The organism is Shewanella jiangmenensis, assembly GCF_018596335.1.
Taxonomy (GTDB): domain Bacteria; phylum Pseudomonadota; class Gammaproteobacteria; order Enterobacterales; family Shewanellaceae; genus Shewanella; species Shewanella jiangmenensis.
Genome location: NZ_JAHEPS010000005.1, coordinates 72,497 through 98,260 on the forward strand (window position 1 = coordinate 72,497; position 25,764 = coordinate 98,260).

18 protein-coding genes and 1 tRNA gene are annotated in these 25,764 nt (G+C 54.7%); 5 read left to right on the forward strand and 14 right to left on the reverse strand.

Annotation, left to right across the window (positions count from 1 at the left end):
* Positions 1 to 2,016, reverse strand: coding sequence for an oxidoreductase (locus tag KJI95_RS13355; RefSeq protein WP_214507704.1), 2,016 nt, complete (start codon positions 2,014 to 2,016; stop codon positions 1 to 3).
* 162 nt (positions 2,017 to 2,178) lie between these two features.
* On the opposite strand from KJI95_RS13355, the gene sppA reads away from it, so the two are divergent.
* Both sppA and ansA read left to right on the forward strand, forming a co-directional pair.
* A complete protein-coding gene (gene sppA / locus KJI95_RS13360; RefSeq protein ID WP_214507705.1) occupies positions 2,179 to 4,068 on the forward strand; it encodes a signal peptide peptidase SppA in 1,890 nt (629 codons plus the stop codon).
* Positions 4,069 to 4,187: 119 nt separating this feature from the next.
* On the forward strand, positions 4,188 to 5,201 hold the full coding sequence (ansA, locus tag KJI95_RS13365) for an asparaginase (RefSeq protein WP_214507706.1): 1,014 nt from the start codon (positions 4,188 to 4,190) through the stop codon (positions 5,199 to 5,201).
* 300 nt (positions 5,202 to 5,501) lie between these two features.
* Here ansA and KJI95_RS13370 read toward each other — a convergent pair whose 3' ends face one another.
* From KJI95_RS13370 to KJI95_RS13390, 5 genes are all read right to left on the reverse strand, one after another.
* On the reverse strand, positions 5,502 to 5,795 hold the full coding sequence (locus tag KJI95_RS13370; protein ID WP_214507707.1) for a YeaC family protein: 294 nt from the start codon (positions 5,793 to 5,795) through the stop codon (positions 5,502 to 5,504).
* Entirely contained in the window at positions 5,792 to 6,106 is a 315-nt protein-coding gene (locus tag KJI95_RS13375; RefSeq protein ID WP_214507708.1) for a zinc ribbon domain-containing protein, read from the reverse strand. The genes KJI95_RS13370 and KJI95_RS13375 overlap by 4 nt, the downstream gene beginning before the upstream one ends.
* 4 nt (positions 6,107 to 6,110) lie before the next feature.
* Entirely contained in the window at positions 6,111 to 7,238 is a 1,128-nt protein-coding gene (locus tag KJI95_RS13380; RefSeq protein ID WP_214507709.1) for a M14 family metallopeptidase, read from the reverse strand.
* 117 nt (positions 7,239 to 7,355) lie between these two features.
* Entirely contained in the window at positions 7,356 to 8,018 is a 663-nt protein-coding gene (locus KJI95_RS13385) for a response regulator transcription factor (protein WP_214507710.1), read from the reverse strand.
* A 227-nt stretch (positions 8,019 to 8,245) separates the two neighbouring features.
* Positions 8,246 to 10,054 carry a DUF885 domain-containing protein gene (locus KJI95_RS13390; protein ID WP_214507711.1) on the reverse strand — a complete coding sequence of 603 codons (1,809 nt, stop codon included), beginning with the start codon at positions 10,052 to 10,054 and terminating at the stop codon, positions 8,246 to 8,248.
* A 480-nt stretch (positions 10,055 to 10,534) separates the two neighbouring features.
* Here KJI95_RS13390 and KJI95_RS13395 point away from each other — a divergent pair, with 480 nt between their 5' ends.
* Both KJI95_RS13395 and KJI95_RS13400 read left to right on the forward strand, forming a co-directional pair.
* The gene (locus KJI95_RS13395; protein WP_214507712.1) at positions 10,535 to 11,140 is read left to right on the forward strand and encodes a hypothetical protein; all 606 of its coding nucleotides are present in this window, start codon (positions 10,535 to 10,537) and stop codon (positions 11,138 to 11,140) included.
* Positions 11,140 to 13,593, forward strand: coding sequence for a zinc metalloprotease (locus KJI95_RS13400; protein WP_214507713.1), 2,454 nt, complete (start codon positions 11,140 to 11,142; stop codon positions 13,591 to 13,593). Before KJI95_RS13395 ends, KJI95_RS13400 begins: the two co-directional genes overlap by 1 nt.
* Before the next feature lie 268 nt (positions 13,594 to 13,861).
* On the opposite strand, the gene KJI95_RS13405 is transcribed toward KJI95_RS13400, so the two are convergent.
* The 7 genes from KJI95_RS13405 to astE all read right to left on the reverse strand — a co-directional run bounded on the left by KJI95_RS13405 (position 13,862) and on the right by astE (position 22,910).
* Positions 13,862 to 13,949, reverse strand: a tRNA-Ser gene (locus KJI95_RS13405).
* A 383-nt stretch (positions 13,950 to 14,332) separates the two neighbouring features.
* Complete coding sequence (locus KJI95_RS13410; RefSeq protein WP_214507714.1) at positions 14,333 to 16,342, reverse strand: methyl-accepting chemotaxis protein; 2,010 nt, start codon at positions 16,340 to 16,342, stop codon at positions 14,333 to 14,335.
* A 166-nt stretch (positions 16,343 to 16,508) separates the two neighbouring features.
* Positions 16,509 to 17,576 carry a quinolinate synthase NadA gene (gene nadA, locus KJI95_RS13415; RefSeq protein WP_214507715.1) on the reverse strand — a complete coding sequence of 356 codons (1,068 nt, stop codon included), beginning with the start codon at positions 17,574 to 17,576 and terminating at the stop codon, positions 16,509 to 16,511.
* Between the two features lie 223 nt (positions 17,577 to 17,799).
* Complete coding sequence (locus KJI95_RS13420; protein ID WP_214507716.1) at positions 17,800 to 19,485, reverse strand: dihydrolipoyllysine-residue acetyltransferase; 1,686 nt, start codon at positions 19,483 to 19,485, stop codon at positions 17,800 to 17,802.
* 8 nt (positions 19,486 to 19,493) lie between these two features.
* Positions 19,494 to 20,471 carry an alpha-ketoacid dehydrogenase subunit beta gene (locus KJI95_RS13425; RefSeq protein ID WP_214507717.1) on the reverse strand — a complete coding sequence of 326 codons (978 nt, stop codon included), beginning with the start codon at positions 20,469 to 20,471 and terminating at the stop codon, positions 19,494 to 19,496.
* 3 nt (positions 20,472 to 20,474) lie between these two features.
* Complete coding sequence (locus KJI95_RS13430) at positions 20,475 to 21,653, reverse strand: thiamine pyrophosphate-dependent dehydrogenase E1 component subunit alpha (RefSeq protein ID WP_214507718.1); 1,179 nt, start codon at positions 21,651 to 21,653, stop codon at positions 20,475 to 20,477.
* A gap of 150 nt (positions 21,654 to 21,803) precedes the next feature.
* Entirely contained in the window at positions 21,804 to 22,910 is a 1,107-nt protein-coding gene (gene astE, locus KJI95_RS13435; RefSeq protein ID WP_432653805.1) for a succinylglutamate desuccinylase, read from the reverse strand.
* Between the two features lie 362 nt (positions 22,911 to 23,272).
* On the opposite strand from astE, the gene msrA reads away from it, so the two are divergent.
* Positions 23,273 to 23,767 (forward strand): peptide-methionine (S)-S-oxide reductase MsrA, encoded by a 495-nt coding sequence (gene msrA, locus KJI95_RS13440; RefSeq protein WP_214507719.1) that lies wholly within the window; start codon positions 23,273 to 23,275, stop codon positions 23,765 to 23,767.
* 234 nt (positions 23,768 to 24,001) lie between these two features.
* Here the strand turns inward: msrA and KJI95_RS13445 are convergent, their stop codons facing one another.
* Positions 24,002 to 25,384 carry a Na+/H+ antiporter NhaC family protein gene (locus tag KJI95_RS13445; RefSeq protein ID WP_214507720.1) on the reverse strand — a complete coding sequence of 461 codons (1,383 nt, stop codon included), beginning with the start codon at positions 25,382 to 25,384 and terminating at the stop codon, positions 24,002 to 24,004.
* Positions 25,385 to 25,764: the final 380 nt, after the last annotated feature.

Sequence of the window (25,764 nt, forward strand, 5' to 3'; positions counted from 1 at the left end):
TTAAATCCGCATCGCAAGCTCTGCACCCTGGCGAATGGCGCGCTTGGCATCAAGTTCAGCTGCCACATCCACGCCGCCAATGAGATGCACCGGCTTGCCTGTACCTTCCATTTCAGACAGCAGCACGCGGTTGGACTCCTGTCCGGCGCACAGCACCACGGTATCCACATCCAGCACCTGCGCGTCATCACCAACGCGAATATGCAGCCCCTTTTCATCAAAGCGCTCATAACTCACGCCGGTCATCTGCACCACGCCATGCATTTTGGCCACAGCACGGTGGATCCAGCCGGTGGTTTTTCCAAGCCCCTTGCCCATGGGCGTGGTTTTACGCTGCAATAGATAGATGGTGCGCTCGGTAGCCTCTTTCACCGGCGTGGCAAGGCCGCCGCGATTGGCGTAACTCTCGTCTATGCCCCACTGCGCACGCCAGCGCTTGGGATCAAGGGTGGTGGATTGTTTCTCGCCGAGGAAATGCGCCATATCAAAGCCGATACCGCCGGCACCAATCAGCGCCACCTTGTCACCCACTTCGACCTCACCATTGAGTACCTGTTGATAGGTCACAACCTTTGGCGAATCAAAGCCCGGCAAATCCAGAGCGCGGGGCACTACACCCGAGGCGATAACGACTTCATCAAAGTGCTCAGCGCAGAGCACCGAGGCATCCAAGCGGGTATTGAGTCTGAGCTCCACGCCGGTCTGCTGCATTTGCTCATTGAAATAACGGATGGTTTCGTTGAACTCTTCCTTACCCGGGATTTTGCGGGCAAGGTTAAACTGGCCGCCGACTTCGGTTTTGGCTTCAAACAGCACCACCTTGTGGCCACGGCCTGCCGCGTAAACAGAAAACGCCATACCGGCGGGGCCTGCGCCCATCACCGCTATGCGTTTTGGCGATTGCGTCGGGTGGAAGGTGATTTCGGTTTCGTAGCAGGCACGCGGGTTAACAAGACAGGTAGCGCGCTGCATTTTAAAGGTGTGATCAAGGCAAGCCTGATTACAGCCAATGCAGGTGTTAATCAGTGCACTCTGGTTGGCGGCGGCCTTATTGACGAACTCAGGATCGGCCAGAAACGGTCTTGCCATCGACACCATATCGGCCTGACCACTGGAAAGCACCTGCTCTGCAATTTCCGGGGTGTTAATCCGATTGGTGGCAACCAGCGGCACCGACACCTCTTTTTTAAGCCGCTCTGTCACCCAGGCAAAGCCCGCCCGCGGCACACTGGTGGCGATGGTCGGAACCCTGGCCTCATGCCAGCCAATACCGGTATTGATGATGCTGACACCGGCCGTTTCGAGCGCTTTGGCAAGGGCAACCACTTCCTCCCAGCTTGAACCGTCTTCGACCAAATCAATCATGGATAAGCGGAAGATGATAATAAAGTCGCTGCCGACCTCGGCGCGGATGGCGCGCACTATCTCAAGCGGAAAACGGATACGTTTTTCAAAACTGCCGCCCCAGTCGTCGGTGCGCTTGTTGGTGCGCTCGCAGATAAACTGGTTAATCAGATAGCCTTCAGATCCCATGACTTCAACGCCATCGTAACCGGCCTTTTTGGCAAGCTTTGCCGAGCTTGCATAATCCTTGATGGTGCCGCGCACCTGACGGTTGGACATGGCGCCCGGTTTAAACGGCGTAATAGGCGATTTAATCGCGCTGGGAGCCAGTGAAAACGGATGATAACCATAGCGGCCGGCATGGAGAATTTGCATGCAAATCTTACCGCCCGCCTCATGCACGGCGTCAGTCACGATGCGGTGGCGGCCAACCTGCCATGGAAAACTTAACTGGGTTGCATTTGGCGCCAGGCGGCCACGTAAATTCGGTGAAATACCGCCGGTGACAATCAGGCCAACACCGCCGGCAGCGCGCTCGCGATAAAAGGCTGCCAGCTTCTCAAATCCGCCCTTTTCTTCTTCAAGTCCGGTGTGCATCGAGCCCATGAGAACGCGGTTTTTCAGTGTGGTAAAACCCAGATCCAGCGGGGCCAGCAGATGGGGAAACGACATTCAAACATCCTTTTAAAACAGGTGATTCAAGTGAGCATATCCTGTGTTGAGTATAAGCTCAACATGAGCCTGCGCGGATTGTTAAAATCCTTTACAATTGGCTTTCACCGTGGGCTTGCTTTTGCGGTAGGATATGCAAAGAAATTCTGAATGGAGTGCCGAATGGCCAAAAAATCTTCGACAGCCAAAAACATCATGTTGTTTATCTGGAATCTGCTCAACTTTTTCCGCAAATTGGTGCTCAACCTGATATTTTTCCCGCTGCTGTTAGTAGTAATTATTGCGGCCGTGGTGGCCATGGGCAGCGAAGAAGAGCTGAAAATCGACAAGGGCTCGGCATTGGTACTCGATTTGTCCGGCACCTTGGTCGATCAGGCCCGCCGCGTTGATCCGTTTGAGCGCCTGATGCGCCAGGGCGACAATGCCGAAGACGCTGAAATCCTGCTCTCCGACGTTTTGTACGTTATCGAGAATGCCACCGAAGATGAGCGGGTCAGCATGATAGTGCTTGAGCTTTCCGGCATGCAGGCCGGAATAAGCAAACTCTCGGCGGTTGGCGATGCGCTGAAAACCTTCCGTGATGCCGGTAAAAAAGTGGTTGCCGTCGGCGACTGGTATGGCCGCAACGAATATTTCCTCGCAAGCTTTGCCGATGAGATTTATTTAAGCCCCCAGGGCGAGCTTTTTATCGATGGCTACGCCTCCTATAACCTCTATTTCAAGTCGGCGCTCGAAAAGCTTAAGGTGAAAACCCACGTGTTCAGGGTCGGAACTTACAAGTCAGCGGTTGAGCCCTACATACTGGATGGCATGTCAGACGCTGCCCGCGAAGCCAGTCAGGCGCTTATCAACGACCTGTGGGGCAGTTACAGCAGCACTGTTGCCGAAAACCGTGGCATAGCAGTAAACGAGCTGGTGCTTGATGCCGACACTTACATCACCCGCCTGGACGCGCAGGATGGCGATGGCGCCAAGCTTGCACTCGCCCAGCGCTGGGTCGATAAGCTCGCCACGCCGGAGCAATTCCGCGAAACCATGGTTGAGCTTGTTGGCAAATCCAGTGAAGAAGACTCCCACAGCTTCAAGCAGGTCGGTTTTCACGACTACCTGAGCCTGGTCGCGCCGGCGCCGCAGCTGATACCGGTTGACAGCGTCGGGATCATAGTCGCCAAAGGTACTATTCTGAACGGCAGCCAGCCACCCGGCGACATCGGTGGCAAGAGCACCGCCGAGCTTTTCCGCGAGGCGCGCTTTGATGACAAGATTAAAGCGGTTGTGCTCAGGGTCGACAGCCCTGGCGGCAGTGCCTTTGCCTCAGAAGAAATTCGTCAGGAGCTGATTGCCCTTAAATCCGCAGGCAAACCTGTGGTGGTGAGCATGGGCAGCATGGCCGCGTCCGGCGGCTACTGGATCTCCGCCAGCGCCGACCATATCTTCGCAACTCCGACTACCCTCACCGGTTCCATCGGTATTTTTGGCCTGATGACCACCTTTGAAGAGTCGCTCGATGCCATCGGCGTTCATGCCGACGGCGTAGCCACCAGCGAATGGTCGGCCCACTCCCCGTTCAAAAGCCTGTCACCCAAACTGGAAATGGCAATTCAGCGCGGCGTTGAGCGCGGCTACCGTGAGTTTATTGGTCTGGTCGCCAAAGAGCGCAGCATGACCCTCGAGCAGGTAGATGCCATTGCCCAGGGCCGTGTCTGGAGCGGTAAAAAGGCGCTGGAGCTGGGGCTCGTGGACGAGCTTGGTGATATGCCCGAAGCGATTGCCAAAGCAGCCGAGCTTGCCGGAATGGAAACCTTTGATACCCGCGTAATTGAGCAGCCGATGTCGGCCGAAGAAGTGTTTATGCAGGAGCTTTTTGCCACTGTGGGCCAGCTGCTTCCGCTTGAGAGCATCAGCAGCGCGCCGCACAGCACGGCTAACAGCGCGGTTAACAGCACTCTTAAAGTCCTGCTTGGCGCCTGGGATAAAACGCTTAAACAGCTGACAAGCTTTGACGACCCCCGCGCGCTCTATCTTTACTGCGAGTACTGTGAAATTCAGTGATGCAACTTTACGCTGACAAAAAAGCCCGGCAATTGCCGGGCTTTTTCATGGCCCACGGTTTCGCTTGGGCGCCACAATCCTTATAATTCCCTCAAAATCAAAGTTAAAAAGTGGTACCCATGAAAAAGCCTTCCATCTATGTCGCCTACACCGGCGGTACCATAGGCATGCAGAAAACCGACCATGGCTTTGCGCCCGTCGCCGGCTTCCTGACCCAGTGCGTTAAAGCCATGCCCGAGTTCTACCATGAAGAAATGCCGGACTTCGTCATCCACGAATATTCGCCGCTGATTGACTCCTCCAACATGACGCCGGCCCATTGGCAGATGATTGCTGATGATATCCGCGATAATTACGATGTCTATGATGGCTTTGTCATTCTGCACGGCACCGACACCATGGCCTACACCGCCTCGGCGCTGTCATTTATGCTGCAGGGGCTGGGTAAGCCCGTTATCGTCACCGGCTCGCAAATCCCGTTGGCGCAGCTGCGCTCCGACGGCCAGACCAATCTGCTGAATGCGCTTTATATTGCCGCCCGTTATCCGGTGGCCGAAGTATGCCTGTTTTTCAACAACAAGCTGTTTCGTGGCAATCGCACCACCAAGGCCCATGCCGATGGTTTTGATGCCTTTGCTTCGCCCAACTTTCCGCTCTTGATGGAAGCCGGCATCACCATTAATCTCAAGGCCGGCACTATTGCCTCGGGCAAGATTGAGCCGCTGGATGTGATCAGGATTTCACCGCAGCCGGTGGGCGTGGTCACCCTGTACCCCGGTATTTCCACCGACATCTTTATTAACGTGCTGCAGCAGCCGGTGAAGGCGCTTATTCTGCTCACCTTCGGTGTCGGCAATGCGCCGCAGGACCCTGCGCTGCTAAAAACCCTGCGTGACGCTGACGAGCGCGGCATAGTGCTGGTGAATTTGACCCAATGCTTCCAGGGCAAGGTCAATATGGGCGGCTACGCCACAGGTAACGCGCTGGCGCGGGCCGGTGTTATCAGCGGCGCCGATATGACCATTGAGGCCTGCCTAGCCAAACTGCACTACCTGCTTTCCAAAAACCTGACCAGCGATGAGATAAAAGCCGCGATGCAGGCCAATCTGGTGGGCGAGCTGACACCTAACTAAGCTGATATAACTAAGCTGTTAATTGAAAGGCAAAGCCGTTTATTTACTAACGAAAGACTTAAGCTGCGAGCTTGAATCAAGTAAATGCCAAGTAATTGATTTAAATATTTAAGTACATTACAGATGTAAAAAAGCCGGTCAGAAGACCGGCTTTTTGTTTTATCCCGCGATGGCGTTAATTAAAGCGGTCGCTGCTGTCGCGCTTAACTGCAGATGACATCTTGCCCATAACAGCAGATCTTGCGCTTAAGAGCAGATGTCATCTCGCCATTAACAGCAGATAACGGGGACAGCTTCAGATCACAGCTCGTCGTTAGCAAAGGTGGCGATGGTGTCACCGCCAAAATCCTTGGCCATGCGTCGTTTAAGCTCGCTCTTTGACAGCTCGTTGATGGCGCCGCCGCGGCCGATGGTGAAATGCTCGTCCTGATCGAGGCGTCTTGCCTGATACAGCATCACCACCTGCAGCGCATATTCACGCTGCGCCTCGGTCAAGACCGTGCCATCATCCCATTTGCCAAGCTCAGCCGCCGACAGCATCCGCAGATAAGCCTCTTGGGGCAGTTCATCAATCAGCTTTGTAATATCGGTCATACACTCTTTCGCTTATGCAAAACTATCTGAACACGGGTAATGAGATAACCCACAAAACCCAGGGTAAGCAGCACAGCGCCGGCGTTCAGGCGCATGCCTTCAGGCTCTTCGCCGCCCCAGAACATTACCACTACCCCGGCAATAAACAGTGTCATCGCCAGAAAGCTTTGGTTCATAAGCCGCTGTGAGCGCTTAAGATGACCAATGCGAAGCGAAGAGCCGTTATCGTCATTGGCGCTGTTGCAGTGCGGACACTTGCCAGCCTTGCTGGAAATGCGCTTGTTACAAACCGGACATTGCACCAGGGCCATGGACTTACCTCAATCCGTCAACGACCGCCAGCATGGCGATGAGTGAGGCTTCGCCAAGCTGCTGACTGCGCTCAGGGGACCAGCCAACAAAGGGGTCTTGCAGATTGGCGTTGTCTTTAAACGGCATTTCCAAGGTGTTGGATAAGCAGCCAAAGGTTTCGGCCACCCAATTTGACGCTATGGTCAGATTGGCCTTACCCGGCTCATCCTTGGCATAGCCAAATTCGGTCTGAAAATCGGCACTGGCAAGGCACAAAGCCTCGGTAAAGCGCTTTTGCAGCCCCGCCATCCGCTCATCCCAGCGCGGTACGCCTTCGCAGCCGGCGAGGAATACATAGGGCAGACCTTCATCGCCATGGACATCGTAAAACAGATCCACGCCGGTTTCTTTCATCTTGTTGACCACATGGAACACTTCCGGGCTTTTCTCAAGTGATGGCGTCTGCCATTCACGGTTGAGGTTAACGCCCTTGGCGTTGGTGCGCAGATGGCCGCGCACGCTGCCGTCCGGGTTCATGTTGGGCACCACGTAGAAATTGGCCTTGTCGAGCAGCGCTTTGGCGGTGGCGTTTTCACGGTCCAGCAGACGATTAAGCAAGCCTTCCACCAGCCATTCGGCCATGGTTTCGCCGGGATGCTGACGGGCGGTGATCCAGATGTTCTTTTTCGCTTCATCGCCATCACCCACTTTAACCAGTGTGAGATCGCGGCCATCGAGGGTCAGCCCCAGGTGCTCAAGGTCAACCAGCGGGTGCATCTGCACCGCTGAGAGCAAATCCAGATGACGCTCGTAGCTGTAAGGCGCGAAATAGGCAATTTGAATGCTGGAGCAATCGAGGGTGACATCGATAACGAGCTTGCCATCAACAAATTCGGTTGGCAGCCGGAACCAGTTTTGTCTGTCATAGCTGGCAACGGCCTGATAGTCGCTCCAGCCCTTTACGTAGGAAGCTGTGCCGGCGTTGATGATGTTCAAACGGTAATGGTTGCCGACATCGCCTTCCATGCGGAAGTTAAACCATTGATAAAACTCGCCGCCCTCGTCGGGACGGATGGCCAGTTGAATATTGTCGTTATCGTCCTGGCTGACAACCTGAATGTTGCCGCCGTCAAAATTGGCACTGATCCGCATCAAAAATTCCTGCTGTAGGTCTGTGATCCGGGCCCGGCCACCAGCCAGGCCCGCAAGTTGCCATAGAATAAACCAAAAGCGCGGCTACTTGAATGCAAGGCGCCGGATTTCTTGGGATCAGACGGCGAAGCTGTAACCCTGTCCGCGTACGGTATTGATAAGGCTCTTGGGCAGACGGGTCTGGGCCAGTTTGCGGCGGGTATTGCTGATATGCATATCAAGGTTTCGGTCAAAACGCCCAAGCTCTTTATGCAGCACACTGCGCTGCAGCTCGGCCTTGGTGACCACCTGCCCTTTACGCTCAAACAGATAGCGGAATAATTTGAATTCGGTTTGGGTGAGCACCACCTGGCTGTCACCAAACTGCACCGCATAACGGGCTTCATCGAAACAGACATCGGTGCCGGCTTTGCTGTCGGCAGCTGGCTGCAGGCGGCGCGCAAGCACCTGAATACGCACCAAAAGCTCCTTGATGCTGAATGGCTTGGTCAGAAAATCGTCGGCACCGAGCTCATAGCCCTTGATGCGCTCTTCTTCACTGTCGAGTGCAGAAATCACTATCACCGGGGTTCGGTCACTGCGACGGGTGAGCAAATCAAAGCCGTCCATGCCGGGCATCATCAAATCCAGCAAAATGACATCCGGGGTAAACTGCTCAAGCCGCGACAGTGCATCCCTGCCGTTGACGGCACATTGAACCTGAAATCCTTCTCTTTGCAGGGCTTCAGCGAGTAATTCACGAAAGCCGCAGTCATCCTCAACCAACAAAATCGTGTTCATGGCGCCTGTTTACTGACTCACTTGGTAATGCGAACGGTTGTCATTTACGTTATCACACCAAGGCGACGGCTCAAAATGTTTTTGCACAGAGTTGAACAAGAATCACTGCTTCGGCGGCTATTTTTCAGCAAAAGCGACCACAAACCGGACATTGACCGATAAAAAAGGCCGCTTAGCGGCCTTTTTGTCGTATTGCAGCCGGTAATGACTGCTTAATAATGAAAGTGTTACTTGAGCATCAGCTCACGGATGTATTTCACCGGTGCACTGCCAAAACTCAGGAAGCGCTCATGGAAGGCACGCAAATCAAACTGCGCCGGATCCTTGGCCTTAAGCTCTTCGCGGAAATCATAAATCTCACGATAACCGGCATAGTAGCTTGTCAGCTGCACCTGGCTTAAGGTCGCGCGGCGCCACTTGCCCTGTGCTTCGGCCTCCTGCTGGAACGCCTCTTCTGTCATCAGCTTCATCGCCTCGGCTTCGTTCATGCCCTTCACCTGAATGCTGTAATCAAGCATGGTGTTGGCAATCACCCGCAGGTTCCACTTGTAGTACATGAGCCACATTTCCGGCTCAAAGTTACCGTAGCCCTCTTCGAGCATCATGCGCTCGGTGTAAACAGCCCAGCCTTCCACCATGGCGCCGTTACCAAACAGGCTCTTCACCAGGCTTGGGGATTCATTGGAGTAAACGAGCTGGGTGTAATGCCCCGGGATAGCTTCGTGAATATTGAGCACCTGCAAAATCCAGTGGTTGTATTCGCGAAGATAAGACTCGGCTGACTCGTCACTCATGCCATCGAGCGGCGTGACGTTGTAGTAGGTGTTGCCGCCCTTGTCGTAGGGACCGGGGGCGCTGATGGACGCGCCAGCGTAGCCGCGCATGTATTCAGGGGTTTCACGCACGACCAAAGGCTTGGCCGGATCGAGGGTGATAAGTTTTTTCTCGTTAACAAACTTCACCAGCTCAGGGATCTGCGCCCTTACCTCGTCGACAAATTTGTCCCGCGCCACGTGTTTGCTGGACAATTTATCAATCAGCATTCGGGTCGCGAGTTTTTTATCTTCCGGCATAGGCTCTTCAAAATACTTGCCCCACAGCTCGGTGGTGATGCGCGCCATTTCGCCGTGTACCCGCGCCATGTCGGCGCTGGCCTTTTCGTACAGCGCCTTGGCGGTCATGCCGGACTGAATATCGAGGGCAAACTTTTCTTCATACAGGGCTTCGCCAATACGAAAATCCCGCGCACCGTCTTTCTTGAGGGTGGCAACCTGCGCCTCAAGCCAGGTGATATGTTCAGTCACGGCCGCTTTTGCTGCCTCAAAACGGCTGCTGAACAGTGCTTTTTCGGCATCAGTCAGGCCAGAGGCGGCTACTTTGGCGGCAAGCTCATCGTTGAATACTGAAAACGCCCCCTGATTTTGCAGCAGTGCCAGCTCAGTATGTTCAAGCGTCGGATTGGCGATATTGGCGCGAGCCGCCACGTAATAGGCAGGCACCGACTCAAGCCGGGCAATCACAGAGCGCAAGCGCTCATCCAGCGGCGCAAATTCTTCATTGATGATTTGCGCAAAGCCGCCGGAAACGTTGTAGCCGGACGGATCCCACTGCCACGACTTGAAGCGGGTGATCTCCCACTCAAAGTTATTGAGCAGGTTTTCAATCAGGCGGTAATCAATCTGCTCACTGGTGGGCAGGCTCTTTACATCAAAAGCCGTGAGGTTAGCACGCTGCCTGGCAACAAAATCCAGGGTCTTTTGACGGTTGGCGTCGTCCGGCACCTCAAGAATGCCATCGTATTTGTGATAGCCGCTGTACAGTGCCCAGGTCGGGGCGACCTGCCACAGAGACTCGATAAAAGCGGCGCTGAAATCAGCAAATTGGCCGGCCTTCGCCTCGTTAGTGGCTGACGCCGAAGCCTCAGTCGCGGCTGTGGCTTTTGCTGCCGAGTTTGCCTGTGATGCTTCCTTGTCGTTACAACCGCTCAAAAACAGTCCGGCGACGGACAGTGCGAGCGCAATAGCTGACTTTTTCATATTTGTTCCTGCTCTTGTTGGCGCTTGAAGCGACTCCCGCAACATCAGCGCAATACCTGGTGATGAATAAGCATAAGACGCTGAAATTAGCTCGGCGGGAGACGCCGTGATTTTTTGTCGCCCAAGTAAAACATTAAACAGCGCATAAATTAAGTGACTACATCTTTTGTTACTAATTTAAAACCGGCCGCAAGTGCCCGCAGTCGCTGACAAACCGCGTTTAACCTACTCCGCGCCGCCCCCTCATCTGTATCAGTAAAGTACAAAATGCTACGACTTTTAGCGTGCCAAACCCGCCCCGGCTGTGGTGATGTAATTCACGCTGTTAACGCAATGTTTCACCCTGGTTACAGGCAGGCGGGCTAGCTCAATTCTTATGGATAAGGGCCGGCTCAGCAGGCCAAGGTTTGCGAAGGCAGTAAAAAATAAAAGAGTTCAACGGGATTACAACACTAACAACACCCTATTGGAGGGATTCGTATGAAACATGCAAACGTGCTGAGAACCATGGTGCTTTGCGCGGCCATGACCGGCGCCTTGGCACTGGCGCCGGCGGCAATGGCGCAAAAACACCTGAAGCAGAATCTGCAGGCCATGGTGGCAAGCTCTGCCAACATCATCGCCGGCGAAGTGATTTCGGTCACCGACGGCTTTGACGATAAAAACCGCCCCTACACCGAAGTACAAATCAAAGTCGGTCAGGACATTAAAGGCAAATTCGCCGAGGGCAGCACTTACAGCTTCCGCCAGTTTGGCCTGCTGAAACCCAAGTCAATGGGTAATGGCAAGGTGTATCTGGGCGTATCGCCTGAAGGTTTTGCCAAGTGGCACACAGGCGAGCAGGTCATCGCCTTTATGAATCCATCGCTTGGCGGCGGTTTGAACTCCACCGTTGGCCTCGAGCAAGGCAAGTTTGTGGTGCAAAACGGCAAGGTACAAAACCAGCTTGGTAACCTTGGTCTGTTTGAAGACATGAACACCCAGGGCCTTAGCAGCGAAGAACTGAACATGCTCACAGGCTCAGGCGCTGTGGATGCAGCCACCTTTGTGGAATTAGTCGGTAAACTGGCCGGAGGACAACAATAATGAAAGCAGCCAAGATTGCCAGCGCCATTTCACTGGCACTGATTGCCGGCAACGCCCTCGCCGGTGGCCCATTGTACATTCACGAAAAAACCATGCAGCCTTACAAGTGGGATACCAGCAAGGGCGCCATTCCAGTTTACACAGACGGTGGCCCGGTTGTGCCCACCAAAGACGGCGGCACTGCCCAGGCCTTTACCGTGGATTACGACGGCACCGCCTTTTTAACCATTGAGCAGGCCAACAAGGTGACTGCCGATGCAGTTGCCGAGTGGAGCAATGTGCCTACATCGACCTTCTCGATGACAGTTCAGGGCACCATTGAAGAAAAAACCGGCATCGCCGACGTTAACCAGCACAACGTTGAGCAAATCTACAACGCCGAAAACGGTTACGGTTTCTGGGTAAACTACGACACCGACGGCCAGATCCTTGAGCAATACTTCGGTATTCCACGCAATCAGGTGCTGGGTATCGCCTTTCCGGAGTGGGCCAATGAGGAAACGGGTGAAATCACCGAAGCCACCGCGCTGATGAACGGCTGGTTTGTGGATGTGAGCGACACCCAGGGCAAACAGGTGGGCGGCGTATTCACCCACGAATTTGGTCATGCCATCAACATGTCACACTCCCAGGCAAACGGCCATCTCACCTATATGTCTGCCAGCAACAGCCCACAATACGACGGCGTGCCAGGCTGCGCCGGGGTGAACCGCTACACCAGCGCCTCGCAGATCTCCCCTGCCACCATCGAGACCATGTTCCCCTTCATCAACGTGCGCGGTGCCCAGGGCGCCAACCAGCACACGGTCAACGTGCGTGATGACATAGTAAACATCTCCGATCTGTACCCCACCGCCGATTACAAGAGCAGCTATGGCTCCATCAGCGGTACCCTGTACACCAAGGAAGGCATTGAATATTCGGGCGTTAACATGGTTGCCCGTAACCTTGATAACCCGCTGTATGACGTTATCACCCAGCAGTCCGGTAACCTGACTCAGGGCAAAGTGGGCCCCGATGGCAAATTTGTTATCAACGGCCTGACCCCAGGCGGCCGCTACGTGCTGTACACCGAATCCATTAAGGCCGGTGGTTACCCCACCAGACAAACCGCCATCGTTTCAGAAGCCGAATATTGGAACGAAGGTGAAAGCGCCAATCCGGCACTGGATGACGCCTGCGCAGTGACCCCAATCGTGGTTGCCGGCGGCGAAACCAAGGAAGTGAGCCTGTATTTCAACGGTTATACCGATGGTATTCAGTACACCCCGCTGGTGCAGGCGTTTGTGATGGATCATGCCAAAAACGGTAAGCAGGCCATGGGGATCACAGGCTCAGTGCCTTTCCTGTACGACAGCACCAAGAAAGCGGTGTTCCAGCTGCATCCGGCAGGCCCTGCGGTTAAGGGCGGTACTGCCGCCATGAACAAGAACGCCACCAAAGCCACTGTGATGGCCGATTTCAACGGTAACGGCATTGGCGAAGCCGCCATTTGGGATCTCAGCAGCAACAAGCTGACCCCGATTGGAGATCTTAACGGCAATACCTGCGGCGGCGGCGGTACTGCAGGCACCAACGCCTCCTACCCATGGGATATGGACGATTTGGGTAACACAGTCGTTGGCACCGCGTACCGCGACATGGATGGCAACGGTAACTGCCAAACATCAGGCAAGCACGAAGTCGTGCCATTCAAGTGGACCAAAAAGCAAGGTATGGTCCAACTGCCTTACGAACTGCCTGGCTCAGTGCAATGGGTACGTGCTGACCGCGTTTCCGGTAACGGCGAAACCATTACCGGCACCAACTCAGGCTACAAGCAAGTGGCATGGGTGAACGGCCAGTTTGTTGATACCTACAGCCGCTTCGGCGCCCGCGACATCTCTGTTATGTCAGCTGATGGCAAGCGCATCGCCTTTGGCAGCGCCCAGGGCCTGAAGGTTTGGGACACCACCACCGACACAGTGACCGAACTTGGCACACTGCGCTGGTGTGAACAGGTGCCATTCAACCACTTCTTCCTCGGTAACCTCTGTGCCCAGGGCTACACCCACGAGACACTGGTGCCGATGGTAGGCCTGCCACCTATGATTGCGCTGGATGCCACTGAAGATCTGTCAATGATCTCAGTACGCGCCGGCGGCCTCTTCAGCGGTATCGTTGGCGGCCTCTACATCGATGGCATGGGTTGGATTAACCTTAAGCAGTTCTTCGGCAAACAAGGCGTGGTCGAAGCCTCACAAAGCACCATGGACAACCCGTTTGGTCTCAGTGCCAACGGCTCCGAAATGATGGGCGGCCTTGCCGGTGCCACCATCAGCTTTGCGGTGGATCAGAACAAAGCCTTCGTGTGTGACAATGGTCAGGATGTGGAGCTGTCGTTCCCCAAACAGGTCGTTGCCGCAGTGAAAAACGGCGCCGAATTTGGCCGCTGTGCTCACCTGAACGATTAATCGAAGTCATATGCACTATCAGCCCGGCTAACCCCGGGCTTTTTTCATTGTATTTTTTCGGTTAAGCCTTTTGTTTAACCATCTTCGATGAAGCCAGAGCCGATGAAGCGCGCGTAAGTAAAGAAAGAGGCAAAACAAGCAACAGACGCTTGAAGGCTTGAAGGCTTGAAGGCTTGAAGGCTTGAAGGCTTGAACAAAAAGTTAACCGGCGCGAAAAATCCGGAAAGCAAAACGGGGAACTGCTTTCACAGTTCCCCGCTTCTGAATGTGGCGGTGAGGGAGGGAGTCGAACCCTCGATACGTTTCCGTATACACACTTTCCAGGCGTGCTCCTTCGGCCACTCGGACACCTCACCATATTGTATTGTCGCTGGTTACTTGCTTTGCTTTCCCCTGCCGACGGAGCGGTACTTTACGCAAATGCCCTGTCAGGGTCAAGCGCTATGCCGAATTATTTTGTCTGTTTGCATACTTGCTGACCAAGCCGCTGCATTTACAGTCACTTGCGCCCTGCTTTGGCGTTTTTACCGGGGCTTTTAACTCCATCTTGGGCAAGTGCGTCTCTGGGTAAACAACTGCTGGCCCAAACTGCTGCTATAGATTGCTTTACACTTGGGCAACTGCCCCTAAGCGCGTTGTAAAACAAAGAACAACTCACCAAAACAAAGGCCATCGGATGATGGCCCTCAATTGATTATTTGTAATGCGCCTCGGACGGTAATTCTCAGCGCGGCTTACCTCATCTCCTGCCGGAGTCGCTCAAACTGAATTTGGAGACCTGATTGCTCATGGCGTTCACAGCGTCCAGCAGGTCATCATTGACCTTGGCAAGTTCATCGGCCACCTGATGGGTGCTTTGGTAGATTTCGCTTATGCGCAGGGCATTGCGATTCACTTCTTCGGCAACGGCGCTCTGCTCGTGGGTGGCGGTGGCGATTTGCTCGTTCATGCTGTCAATTACCCCCACATAATCAACGATGCGCCTTAACTCTTCACCGGCGCGCTCCACTTCGGTCACACTCGCCTGCGCCTGTACCTGCCCCCGAGCCATGGCATCCACCGCCACCTTGGCACCGGACTTAAGCCGCTCGGTCATATTGCGAATATCGGTGGTCGATGCCTGGGCGCGCTGGGCGAGCGACCGTACTTCGTCGGCGACCACCGCAAAGCCGCGGCCCATTTCACCGGCACGGGCGGCCTCAATCGCGGCATTGAGCGCCAAAAGGTTGGTTTGCTCGGCAATGCTGCTTATCACCTCAAGCACGCTGACAATGCCCTTGATGTCATCATCAAGGCGCATCAAAGCCGAGGCCGCATCGTCGATTTCGCGGGCAAGGTGGGTAATAGTGCTGGTGGTATGCCCTACTTCGTCGTTGCCTGTTTTCGCCTCAAGATTGGCTTTGGTTGAGGCACTTGCGGCTTCTACTGCGTTACTCGCGATTTGACTGACAGTGGCACTCATTTCGGTCATGGCGGAGGCAACCTGCTCGGCCTCCGAGTGGCCTTTTGCGACATCCTGGCGCATTTGCGTTGAATAGCTTTCCATGCGTCTGACCGCTTCGGTGACCGTGTGGCTGTTACGTCGCACCTGCTCGATAACGGCTTCAAAGTCGCCCATCATGCCGTTGAAGGCACGGCCAAGGCGGCCAAACTCATCGTGGCTGTCAAGTTTGATACGGGTTGAGAGGTCAAAGTCTTCTTTGGCGCGGCGCATCTTGGACTCGATGTGGCCAATGGTACGGTAGAGATAGCCCATCACCGAGAGCCCTGTGAACGACACCAGCGCCATAATGGCTATCACTGCCGTAAGCACCATGAAAAACATCGATTGGGCGCGCTCAAGGCGTAAATCGGTGATGGCGTTAAGCTCGCGGCCAAGCGACTTTTCAAAGTCATACAGCAGGTTAATCCGCTCGGTTGAGGCTTTAAACCAGGCCTCGGCCGAGGTTGCGGCAATGGCGCTGTTATCCTGCGACAGCGCAATCTGGCGATAGCGCTCTACCTCGGCGATTTCAGGGCGCTGTTTAAGTGCGGCCCACGACTGCTGCTGTGAAGCCGAGGCAAGCGCGCCGAAACGCTCGGCGTAGCTTTCCTGCTCCGACATGAGTTTCACCGCGCGGTTAAAAACGCCGGGTTTAAAACCTTCATTGCCAAAAGTGGACGATAAGACCGCCCGCTCTATTCCCGCCCGCTCTTTCATCTGCAGGTAGGCGGCAAAAGAGGCCGACGCGACTGAAATCTCTTTATCGGTACCCACCTGCACAATTTCATCAACAATCGCAATCAGCTCGCCAATCATGCCGGTGTAATAGCCAACCGCCTCGGCAACCGGCACACTCAGGCCATCGATATTGCTGCGCATGGCGCTGAGTCGGTTTAAGTCATCTTTGGCGCGGGATACTTTGCCGTTCACGGCATCGGCAAACTCACGGCTGCCTAAATAGCCATTGAGGTCTTTGAGGCGCTCATCGCTCTGGCTGCGCTGCCCCGGCAATTGGCCAGCGAAGTTCTTGCCGCCAGAGCCTAAAAATCCGGCGCTCATACCGCGCTCTTTTTGCAATTCATGCACCAGGGCGCTGGCATTGACCGCAAGTTCGCTGAGTTCTTCCACTTCATTTAAAGAATCCAGCTCTTCCATTTTTTCGGTCAAAAGCACGCCACCAAACGCCAAAAAGCCCAGCAGCGGCGGGATGAACACCAGCAAGAGTTTGGTTTTTAACTTAAGATCGGCAATCCATTTCATATTCATGGCATGTCCCTTAAGAGTTAAGCTCAGTTGCGCTTATGAGTTATCTCATCATAAAAACTTAAGTGTAGACGGCATATACCTATTTGGTCTGTGCCCATGGGGCAATTGTGAAAACAAAAAACCCGCCGAAGCGGGTTTTGTGACACAAATCATTCGCGGATACGGCTCAGGCGTTGCCTTTCACCTGCATATTGAGGGTTTTGGCGAAGTCGAGCATGCGGTCCAGCGGCAGCTTGGCACGCTCGCGCAGGGCTTCATCGACAAAAATTTCATGGGGCGTGGTGTCAGCTGCAGACAGCGCCGCGTCAATGGCTTTAAGGCCATTCATCGCCATCCAGGGACAATGGGCACAGCTTTTACAGGTGGCACCGTTACCGCCGGTGGGCGCTTCAATCAGGGTTTTGCCGGGGGCCGCCTGCTGCATCTTGTAGAAAATGCCCTTGTCGGTGGCCACGATAAAGGTATCGTTCGCCATGGTTTGCGCCGCCTTGATGAGCTGACTGGTCGAGCCTACCGCATCGGCCATTTCCACCACGCTTGCCGGCGACTCCGGATGCACCAGCACCGCAGCATTGGGGTACTGCGCTTTAAGTTCACGCAGCGCCTTGGCCTTGAACTCGTCATGCACAATACACTCGCCCTGCCACAGAAGCATTTCTGCGCCGGTTTGTTTGGCAATGTAGCTGCCAAGGTGTCTGTCCGGTCCCCAGATGATTTTTTTGCCTTCGCTGTCGAGATGCTCAACGATTTCAAGCGCAATGCTGGAGGTCACCACCCAGTCGGCACGGGCCTTGACCGCTGCTGAGGTGTTGGCATACACCACCACGGTATGATCCGGATGGGCGTCACAAAAGGCACTGAAGCTCTCAATCGGGCAACCCAAATCCAGCGAGCAGGTCGCTTCGAGGGTTGGCATCAGCACGGTTTTTTCCGGACTCAGGATTTTGGCGGTTTCACCCATAAACTTCACCCCGGCGACGATAAGCGTCTTGGCGGGATGATCGCGGCCGAACCGGGCCATCTCGAGTGAGTCAGACACACAGCCGCCGGTTTCTTCCGCCAGCGCCTGAATTTCAGGATCTGTGTAATAGTGGGCAACCAGCACCGCGTCACGCGCTTTCAAAAGCGCTTTGATTTTCTCACGGTATTCCAGCTTTTCCATGTCAGAAAGCGGAATGGGCTTGGCAGGGAAAGGATACTGAATAGGTTCCAGAATGGGGGCTTGTTGGCTCATAATTATTCCGACAACACACGACGTTGGCGCATTATACGAAATGACGGGCAAAAGATTAAGGTGTTTCGCCGCCTGCCACCGCGCATCCTGCTTTCGGACCATGGGGCCGTTAAGTGAAAACTGGCGAGCGGCCAGACGGCAAGTTATCCGTTAACAATGCCTGAATGCAAAAAGGCACCCCGAAAGGTGCCTTTGCGTTTGTGTTTTGGCTATTTGCTCAAGCTCAGCGCATCGAGAGCAACATTTCTTCCGGCTGCTCCAGATACTGCTTCCAAAGGTTACAGAAGCGGGCAATGGTGCCACCGTCAATCACGCGGTGATCGCCGCTCCAGCTTACCTGCATGATTTTGCGGGCCTGCACGCTGCCGTCTTCGGCAAAGCGTGGCAGGGTTTGCAGTTTGCCAAGCGCCACAATCGCCACTTCGGGCTTATTGATAATGGGCGTTGCCACAGTGCCGCCAAGGGCGCCAATGTTGGAGATGGAGATAGTGCCACCCTTGAGATCGGCCGGGCTGACGCGGCCGCTGCGGGCAGCATCGGTCAGGCGGGTGATTTCACGGGCGATGTCAAGAATCGACTTGTTTTGCACGTCCTTCACGTTTGGCACCAGCAGACCCACTTTCGAGTCAACCGCCATTCCGATGTTGTGGCTCGCCTTGTAGGTGAGCTCAGTACAATCGGCGTTTACCTGGCTGTTAAGCACCGGGAACTTTTCAATGGCAAGCGACAGTGACTTCATGAAAAATGGCATCATGGTCAGCTTAAGCTCGTCGCTGCTGTAGCGGGTTTTAAGCCGCTCGCGCAGCGCCACCAAATCAGTCAGGTCAATCTCTTCACAATAGGTAAAGTGCGGAATGCTGGACACTGAGTCCATCATCTGGCGTGCCATGGCCGCTTTAACGCCGCGGATTGGCTCGACTGTGTCGGCGCGGGAGCTTGCAGCCGTTACAGAGGACGCCAGCGATGCGGACGAGGCAAGCGATGCAGACGAGGCAACTTGCACTGGCGATGCATTCACTGCAGCTGATGAAGCTTGGGCAGACTGCGCCGCAGAAGACGCGACTGCCTGAACGCCTGCGCCAGCTTTGCCGCCCTTGAGATACAGGTCAATATCTTCTTTGTAAACGCGGCCATGTTTGCCACTGCCTGGCACCAGCGATAAGTCCACATCCAGGCTTCGTGCCATGCGGCGCACCGCAGGGCTTGCCAGCGCCTTACCATTGCCGACCTGAGCTACAGCAGTGTGAGCGGAAGGGACAGTACCGGACACCCCAGATACTGCCGATACAGACTGAGCGGATGGCGCAGCTGACTGCTCGGCCTCGACTTCAATGGCGTACAAAGGCGCATGCACCTTGGCAAGCTGACCCTTGCGGTAATGCAGTGCCACAATTTTACCGGCCTTGAGCGCCGGAATTTGTACCAGTGCCTTGTCGGTCATCACGTCGGCGATGGGCTGATCTTCAACCACAGTATCGCCTTCATTTACCAGCCACTCGACCAGCTCACACTCGACAATACCTTCGCCAATGTCCGGCAGTAAAAACTCTTCCACCTGACGGCCTGCAGCTACAGGCGCTGTGGCGGCGGCAGTAGCTGACTGAGTCTGAGCCTGGATCTGAGCCTGAGCCTGAGCCTGAGCAGCTACACCGCCAACAGGGGCATCTTCGCCATCAATTTTTACTGCGTACAGGGGCGCGTGCACCTTGGCAATTTCACCCTTGGCGTAATAAAGCTTGGTGACTACGCCGGCAAAGGGCGCCGGAATTTGCACCAGCGCCTTGTCGGTCATGACATCGCATATGGGCTGATCTTCAGCGACTGTGTCGCCTTCATTCACCAGCCACTCAACCAGCTCACATTCGACCACGCCTTCACCGATGTCCGGCAAAATAAAATCCTTAATCATACCGGCTCCTAGAAGTTGACACTGGCCTTGATGGCTTCAAAGGTCTTGAGCGCATCGGGCATGTATTCTTTTTCGTGAATGAGCGGATACGGGGTATCAAGACCACAGACACGGGCGATGGGCGATTCAAGGTACAGGAAGCACTCTTCCTGAATGGTGGCGGCGATTTCACCGGCAAAGCCGCCGGTGAGCGGCGCTTCGTGGTTTACCAGCAGGCGACCTGTCTTTTTCACCGACTCGGCAACCGTGCCCACATCCCAGGGGGCCAGAGTGCGAAGGTCGATGATTTCACAGGAAATACCCTCTTTTTCAGCCATGTCGGCCGCTTTTTCGATGATTTCCATCTGCGCACCCCAGGCCACCAAGGTGATGTGCTTACCTTCACGCACCACTTCGGCCTTGCCAAGTGGCAGCTCGTAGTCGCCTTCGGGTACTTCGCCAACGCTGGCGCGGTAAAGGCGCTTGGGCTCAAAAAATACCACCGGGTTTTTATCACGGATAGCGGCCAGCAGCAGGCCCTTGGCCTGATAGGCATTGCGGGGTACCACAACCTTAAGGCCCGGCGTCTGGGTGAAGTAAGCCTCAGGCGACTGAGAGTGATAATGGCCGCCGTTGATGCCGCCGCCATAGGGCGTACGGTACACCAGACCGCCGACATCGAACTCGTTACCGGAGCGATAGCGGAACTTGGCGCTCTCGTTCACTATCTGATCGAACGCCGGAAAAATGTAATCGGCAAACTGAATTTCGGCCACGGCGGTGGTGCCGTTGGACGCGAGACCATTGGCAAAACCGGCAATGCCCTGCTCGGTCAGCGGGGTGTTGAAACAGCGGCCCTTGCCAAAGGTGTCCTGCAGACCAGAGGTGGCGCGAAACACGCCGCCAAAGTGGCCCACATCTTCACCAAACACCAGCATGCTGGGGTCTTTTTCCATCGCAATGCGCAGGGCACTGTTGATGGCTTGCAACATATTCATTTCAGCCACGGCTTACAGTCTCCCTGAGGTCTTTGGATAGGCTTGCGGATATTTGGCCACGTGGGCCTTGAGCGACTCGAGCTGCTTTTTCAGCGCGTCAGTCGGCACGTCGTACACATCCTCAATAATTTCATCCAAACGGGGAGCCGGGACTTTTTCAGCCACTTTCACTGCCGCCAGTACTTCTTCACGGTAGCGCTCGGTCAGGGCGTCATCGTCGGCGACATTGAGCCAGCCTTTATTGATAAGCCACAGTTTGAAGCGTTTGACCGGGTCGTGCTCGCGCCACTTGGCCTCTTCATCCTTGGAGCGATAGCCAGACGGATCGTCAGAGGTTGAGTGAGCGCCAAGGCGGTAGGTCATGGCTTCAATCAGTACCGGTGCATTGTGCTCAAGCGCATAGGCGCGGGCCTGCTGGGTTGCCGCCAGCACCGCCAGCATGTCGTTGCCATCCACCCGGATGGTGTGCATGCCATAGCCCACGCCGCGGCTTGCGATGCCGTTACCGGCAAACTGCTCGGCAGTGGGGGTGGAGATGGCGTAGCCGTTGTTACGGCAGAAGAAAATCACCGGGGCTTTGAGCACAGCCGCCATGTTAAGACCGGCGTGGAAATCGCCTTCGGACGCGGCGCCTTCACCGAAATAACAAATGGCTACGTTACGCTCGCCCTTCATTTTCAGGCTGTAGCCAACACCGGTGGCCTGGGGAATCTGGGTGCCGAGCGGCGATGAAATGGTTTGATAATGCAGCGCAGCCGTGCCGTAGTGAATGGGCATCTGGCGGCCTTTACCGAGATCTTTCTCGTTACTGAACATCTGGTTCATAAACTGCTCAGTGGTAAAGCCGCGATAACGCAGCGCCGCATGCTCACGGTACTGGGCAAGAATAACGTCTTTGTCATCGAGCGCCGCAACGCTGCCGACAATGGCGGCTTCTTCGCCGGTACAGGTCATATAAAAGCTGATCCGGCCCTGGCGCTGGGCGCCGAGCATGCGCTCATCGAGCACCCGGGTAAACACGCAGGTGTCGTAAATGCGCTTGGCGAGGGCTTCGTCGATATGCGGCAGCACCGCCCCTTCATGGGGAGTACCATCCGCCTGGAGAATACGTAAAATCGGGATGTGCAAAGAGTCCTTATTCAGGAAGGAGACCTTATGCACAGTCTCTTGGTTTGTTGATGCGTTGCTCATATTCTGCTCTTGTTATCATTGAGCCGGCTGCAGGCCGGTCTGTATGTAAAACGCGGGATGAACATTACGTTAACGTAAACTACCTGACAACGATTTCCCCCTGTCACCTGCCAAGTTTCACCCGCCGGCATGTATCAATTGCTTTACAGCCTATCGCACATCCGGATCCCGCGCCGGTACCAGCATGATCACGGTGCGCTGACCGATAGGCACCTTGGCGTTGGGAAACACCACTGCTTCGCTGTCGGCTTCAATCAGTATGTCCCTGCCGGCTTCCCGCGCTATCACATGGCCCTTTTCGAAGGCGGTGAAATTGGGCACGTCGCTGCTGAAGGTAAACTCAAAATCGTCGGCCTGTTTGTTAATCACACGGCGCACCTGATAGAGATTGACCTTGGTTTCATCAAATGGGGCAAGGCCAAGCGGCTCGGCGCAGATCAGGCGTTTTAGCATCTCGCGGGTATCGGCAAACTTGCTCATGTCGTTTTGCCCCATGGGGAACACCTTACCCAGCTCAATGGTGAAGGCGTCGGCACGAAAATGCTCAGACGAGAAATAGCTGAAGGTCGTGGTCGGCTCGTGGTGAAACAGCACAGTATCCACACCGGCTGCGGCAAGGAACATAATTTGCTCGCCGCTGAAGGCCCGTCCGGCACGGTAGGGATAAATGGCAAATTTTTCGTGCTTTGAGCCACGGATAGCAGTGTGCAAATCGTAATGAATGCGGTGGCGCCCATCGCTTTTATCGCCGCCCTCGCCGCCTTCATTGAAAAAGCGCGTGACATAGGCTTCCAGTTTTTTAGCGCGAACGCGCTCAGGGTGACAAAGCCCCGGACCACGGCTGTGCTCACCGCTAAAAAGCCGGTTCATGTTTTCATCGACTATGCGGGTGCCATTATTAATAGCGGGCGGATTGCCAATCAAAAAAAGTACCCGCTCGCCTGCGCACAGTGCGCCGCCAAGCAGGTCCTGAATAAGCGAGTTACACATCTCAATCGGCGCAGTTTCGTTACCATGAACGCCGCTGGAAATAACGATGTCTTTGCTGCTGCCAGAAAGTGGTTCAAACACCAGCACGCCTGTATCCCACAGACTCACGCGGGTATGACCACCAAGCTCAAACGGGGCAACAGGGTCAAGCTCAATGGGATGAGTCAGGGTAAGCTCGAGAAAGTCGCGGCAGCCCTGCAGCAGGGATAATACCGGCTCGCTAAACGCAGCCGCATGTTGGCTTGATGCTTGGGATCTTGCTGATATCAGCGATGATGCTGGCGCTTGTGGTGATGCTGGTGATGATTGTGGTGGTGTAGGCACTTGAGGTCTCCTTTAATGCATCTTCGTTAGCCGGGCACTATGGTGAGGACTTGACGCGCTGTGAGTCGTATTGGGGCAATCCTTTGAAACACGCCAGGCAAAGTCCATAACACCTTGTGCAGGTTACGAATGTTTTGCCAATCTTAACACAGCTATTTAAGCCCAAGCGCAATCATTTACGCAAAGGTCAACTACGCAAAGGCAATCCGCGCGGTTGCACTGCGTCCATCCAAAGTGGCAAGCTCTTGCAATTGCGCGGCAAATCTTACAAAATTCGGCCATCCAGACATCTAAACGAGGTTGTTATGTCCACATCTGCTTCTGCCCTTGCCACCTTTGGTGCCGGTTGTTTTTGGGGCGTTGAGTACTTTTTCCGCCAGATCCCAGGCGTACTCAATGCCACCTGCGGTTACATGGGTGGCAACGACAAATATTCCCGCTATGAAGACGTAAAAAAAGGTATCACCGGCCATGCCGAAGTGGTTCAGGTTGAGTTTGACCCAAGCATAGTGAGCTTCAACGATCTTCTCGATGTGTTTTGGAAAAACCATAATCCTACCTCCCTTAACCAGCAAGGCGGCGACATTGGCACCCAGTACCGCAGCACCATTTTTTACCACGACAAGCAGCAAAAAGCCGAAGCCGAAGCCTCGAAACTGGCCTTTGCCCGCTCCGGCAGATGGGGTACCCGCCAATTGGTGACCGAGATAGTGCCTCTGCAGACCTTCCATGTGGCTGAGGAATACCATCAGAATTACCTCGACAAAAACAACCTGCCAAGCTGCCATATCGAGTATTGATGGTCTTTTGGGTCTTGGGCATGAAGGCGGCGGGCTTTCGGACGACCAGTTCAAAGCAGCATTGAGCGCCGCCAGACGGCTCGCAAACAAAGCGGCTTAGAAAAAGATTCTGAAACGTAGACGCTGAAACGACGATTCGGAAACAAAGACGCTGAACACAACTCAGCAATAGGATTCAGAAACAAAAACACCCGCTCAGGCGGGTGTTTTTTATTGGCGAGGATTTTTCCACTATCAGGCGATAATGATAAAACCAACGAAGGCCAGTGCCGCCGCAATCAAGGCGTAAGGCAGCTGAGTTACCGCGTGGCTTACCAGGTTACAACCTGAGCCCTGGGCCGCAAGTACCGTCGAGTCTGAGTAGAAGCACGCCTGGCTGCCAAAGGATGAAGCAGACAGCAGCGCACCAATCACCAGCGCGGTATCGGCGCCAACGGCGTTGGCAAGTGGCATCACAATCGGGATGGTCACCGCAAAAATACCCCAGCTTGAACCGGTGGCAAAGGCCAGCACCGCCATGGCGAGGAACACCACTGCAGGCAACATCTGCGCCGTCATGTACGGGCTTAAGGTGTTAATTACATACTGAGGCAGCAGCAGCTGATCGCACACGTCCTTAAAGATGAACGCCGCGATAACAGTACCGATGGCCGGCAGCATGCTCTTAAAGCCGTCAATCATCTGATCCATCATTTCAGACAATGGCATCAGGCGCTGAACAGCATAATAAGGCAGTGTCACCACCAGAGTCGCCAGCAGGCCTTTCCACACGTCGATGTCGAAGTACACGGTAAAGGCAACCAGCAGACCGAGCGGTACCAGGAAGTTATGCAGTTTGCCCTGCTTGTCGGCGTGCTCAAACTCATCTTCGATGGCTTTAACCGCGTATTCGTCAGAGGTTTGCACGTTGTCCCAGTTCACCTGCTCTTTGGCAGGCTCGCCCTGCGCAGCCGCAAGCTCGGCTTTTTTCATCGGGCCGATGGCAGGTACTATGCCCAAAACAACCAGCAGCACCATAATAACGGCAAGCCAGGCATAGAGCATGTAAGGGATGGCAGACATATACACGCTGATCCCCTGACCTTCTGCGGCCACCCCGTTATCAACCAGCAGGCCGCCAAAGAACACAGCCCAGGTAGACAGCGGCACCAGCACGCACACAGGCGCAGCGGTGGAGTCAACCACATAGGCGAGCATCTCACGGGATACCTTGAACTTATCTGTTACCCGCTTCATGGTTTCACCCACGGTCAGCGCGTTCAGATAGTCGTCGATAAAGATAACCAGACCGAGCACAAAGGTCATAAACAGCGAGGACTTGCGTCCTTTCGCCAGCGTGATGGCCTTATGACCAAACGCCAGCGCACCGCCGGTACGAACCAGAAGCGCAATCAGGGCACCAAAGCTGCCGCACACCAAAATCAACCAACCAATGGTCTCGTCCTGCATCACTTTAAGCGATGCATCGGCAAAGTTCCCCAGCACAGCACTGGGATCCAATAACAACAGACCGGAAATAGCACCCAAAATCAGTGCAAGAATGGGACGGCGCAGCCAAATGGCAAGCGCGAGAACCACCACAGGTGGGATCAGACTTATCGCTGTCGGTTCAGACATGCAATCAGGTCCTCCGTCAGGGCCCAAAATGGGCTAAAGGAAAGTGAATTCGGCAACGCAAATTTCAGGAAAACCTGGCACCGAGATTGCTGCTTTATTATCGGCAAACCGCCAGTCGGTCAGGTTACTGCTGCCGCCGTTGTTTGTGCCTGGCAAAAAACATCGGGCAGAAAATAATGTGCATCGACAGACCAGTCAACCAGAAATTTCATTCAACAGCGATTTTTTTTAACGAATTGGAAAACTATACCTTTTCACCCTTTAACATCAGTTAGTTATCCCCAAGCGAGTAAAAGCTCCACCCCAGTCACAGTGCGAATAACCATGCGCCGGCGCTAAGGCGGAACATCTGAGTAAAAACGCCCTTAAACCGCAACATT

Bases quoted from the DNA above. Each gene is read 5' to 3' on its own strand.
- KJI95_RS13355 (WP_214507704.1), bottom strand. From the start codon at position 2,016: ATGTCGTTTCCCCATCTGCTGGCCCCGCTGGATCTGGGTTTTACCACA.
- sppA (WP_214507705.1), top strand. From the start codon at position 2,179: ATGGCCAAAAAATCTTCGACAGCCAAAAACATCATGTTGTTTATCTGG.
- ansA (WP_214507706.1), top strand. From the start codon at position 4,188: ATGAAAAAGCCTTCCATCTATGTCGCCTACACCGGCGGTACCATAGGC.
- KJI95_RS13370 (WP_214507707.1), bottom strand. From the start codon at position 5,795: ATGACCGATATTACAAAGCTGATTGATGAACTGCCCCAAGAGGCTTAT.
- KJI95_RS13375 (WP_214507708.1), bottom strand. From the start codon at position 6,106: ATGGCCCTGGTGCAATGTCCGGTTTGTAACAAGCGCATTTCCAGCAAG.
- KJI95_RS13380 (WP_214507709.1), bottom strand. From the start codon at position 7,238: ATGCGGATCAGTGCCAATTTTGACGGCGGCAACATTCAGGTTGTCAGC.
- KJI95_RS13385 (WP_214507710.1), bottom strand. From the start codon at position 8,018: ATGAACACGATTTTGTTGGTTGAGGATGACTGCGGCTTTCGTGAATTA.
- KJI95_RS13390 (WP_214507711.1), bottom strand. From the start codon at position 10,054: ATGAAAAAGTCAGCTATTGCGCTCGCACTGTCCGTCGCCGGACTGTTT.
- KJI95_RS13395 (WP_214507712.1), top strand. From the start codon at position 10,535: ATGAAACATGCAAACGTGCTGAGAACCATGGTGCTTTGCGCGGCCATG.
- KJI95_RS13400 (WP_214507713.1), top strand. From the start codon at position 11,140: ATGAAAGCAGCCAAGATTGCCAGCGCCATTTCACTGGCACTGATTGCC.
- KJI95_RS13410 (WP_214507714.1), bottom strand. From the start codon at position 16,342: ATGAATATGAAATGGATTGCCGATCTTAAGTTAAAAACCAAACTCTTG.
- nadA (WP_214507715.1), bottom strand. From the start codon at position 17,576: ATGAGCCAACAAGCCCCCATTCTGGAACCTATTCAGTATCCTTTCCCT.
- KJI95_RS13420 (WP_214507716.1), bottom strand. From the start codon at position 19,485: ATGATTAAGGATTTTATTTTGCCGGACATCGGTGAAGGCGTGGTCGAA.
- KJI95_RS13430 (WP_214507718.1), bottom strand. From the start codon at position 21,653: ATGAGCAACGCATCAACAAACCAAGAGACTGTGCATAAGGTCTCCTTC.
- msrA (WP_214507719.1), top strand. From the start codon at position 23,273: ATGTCCACATCTGCTTCTGCCCTTGCCACCTTTGGTGCCGGTTGTTTT.
- KJI95_RS13445 (WP_214507720.1), bottom strand. From the start codon at position 25,384: ATGTCTGAACCGACAGCGATAAGTCTGATCCCACCTGTGGTGGTTCTC.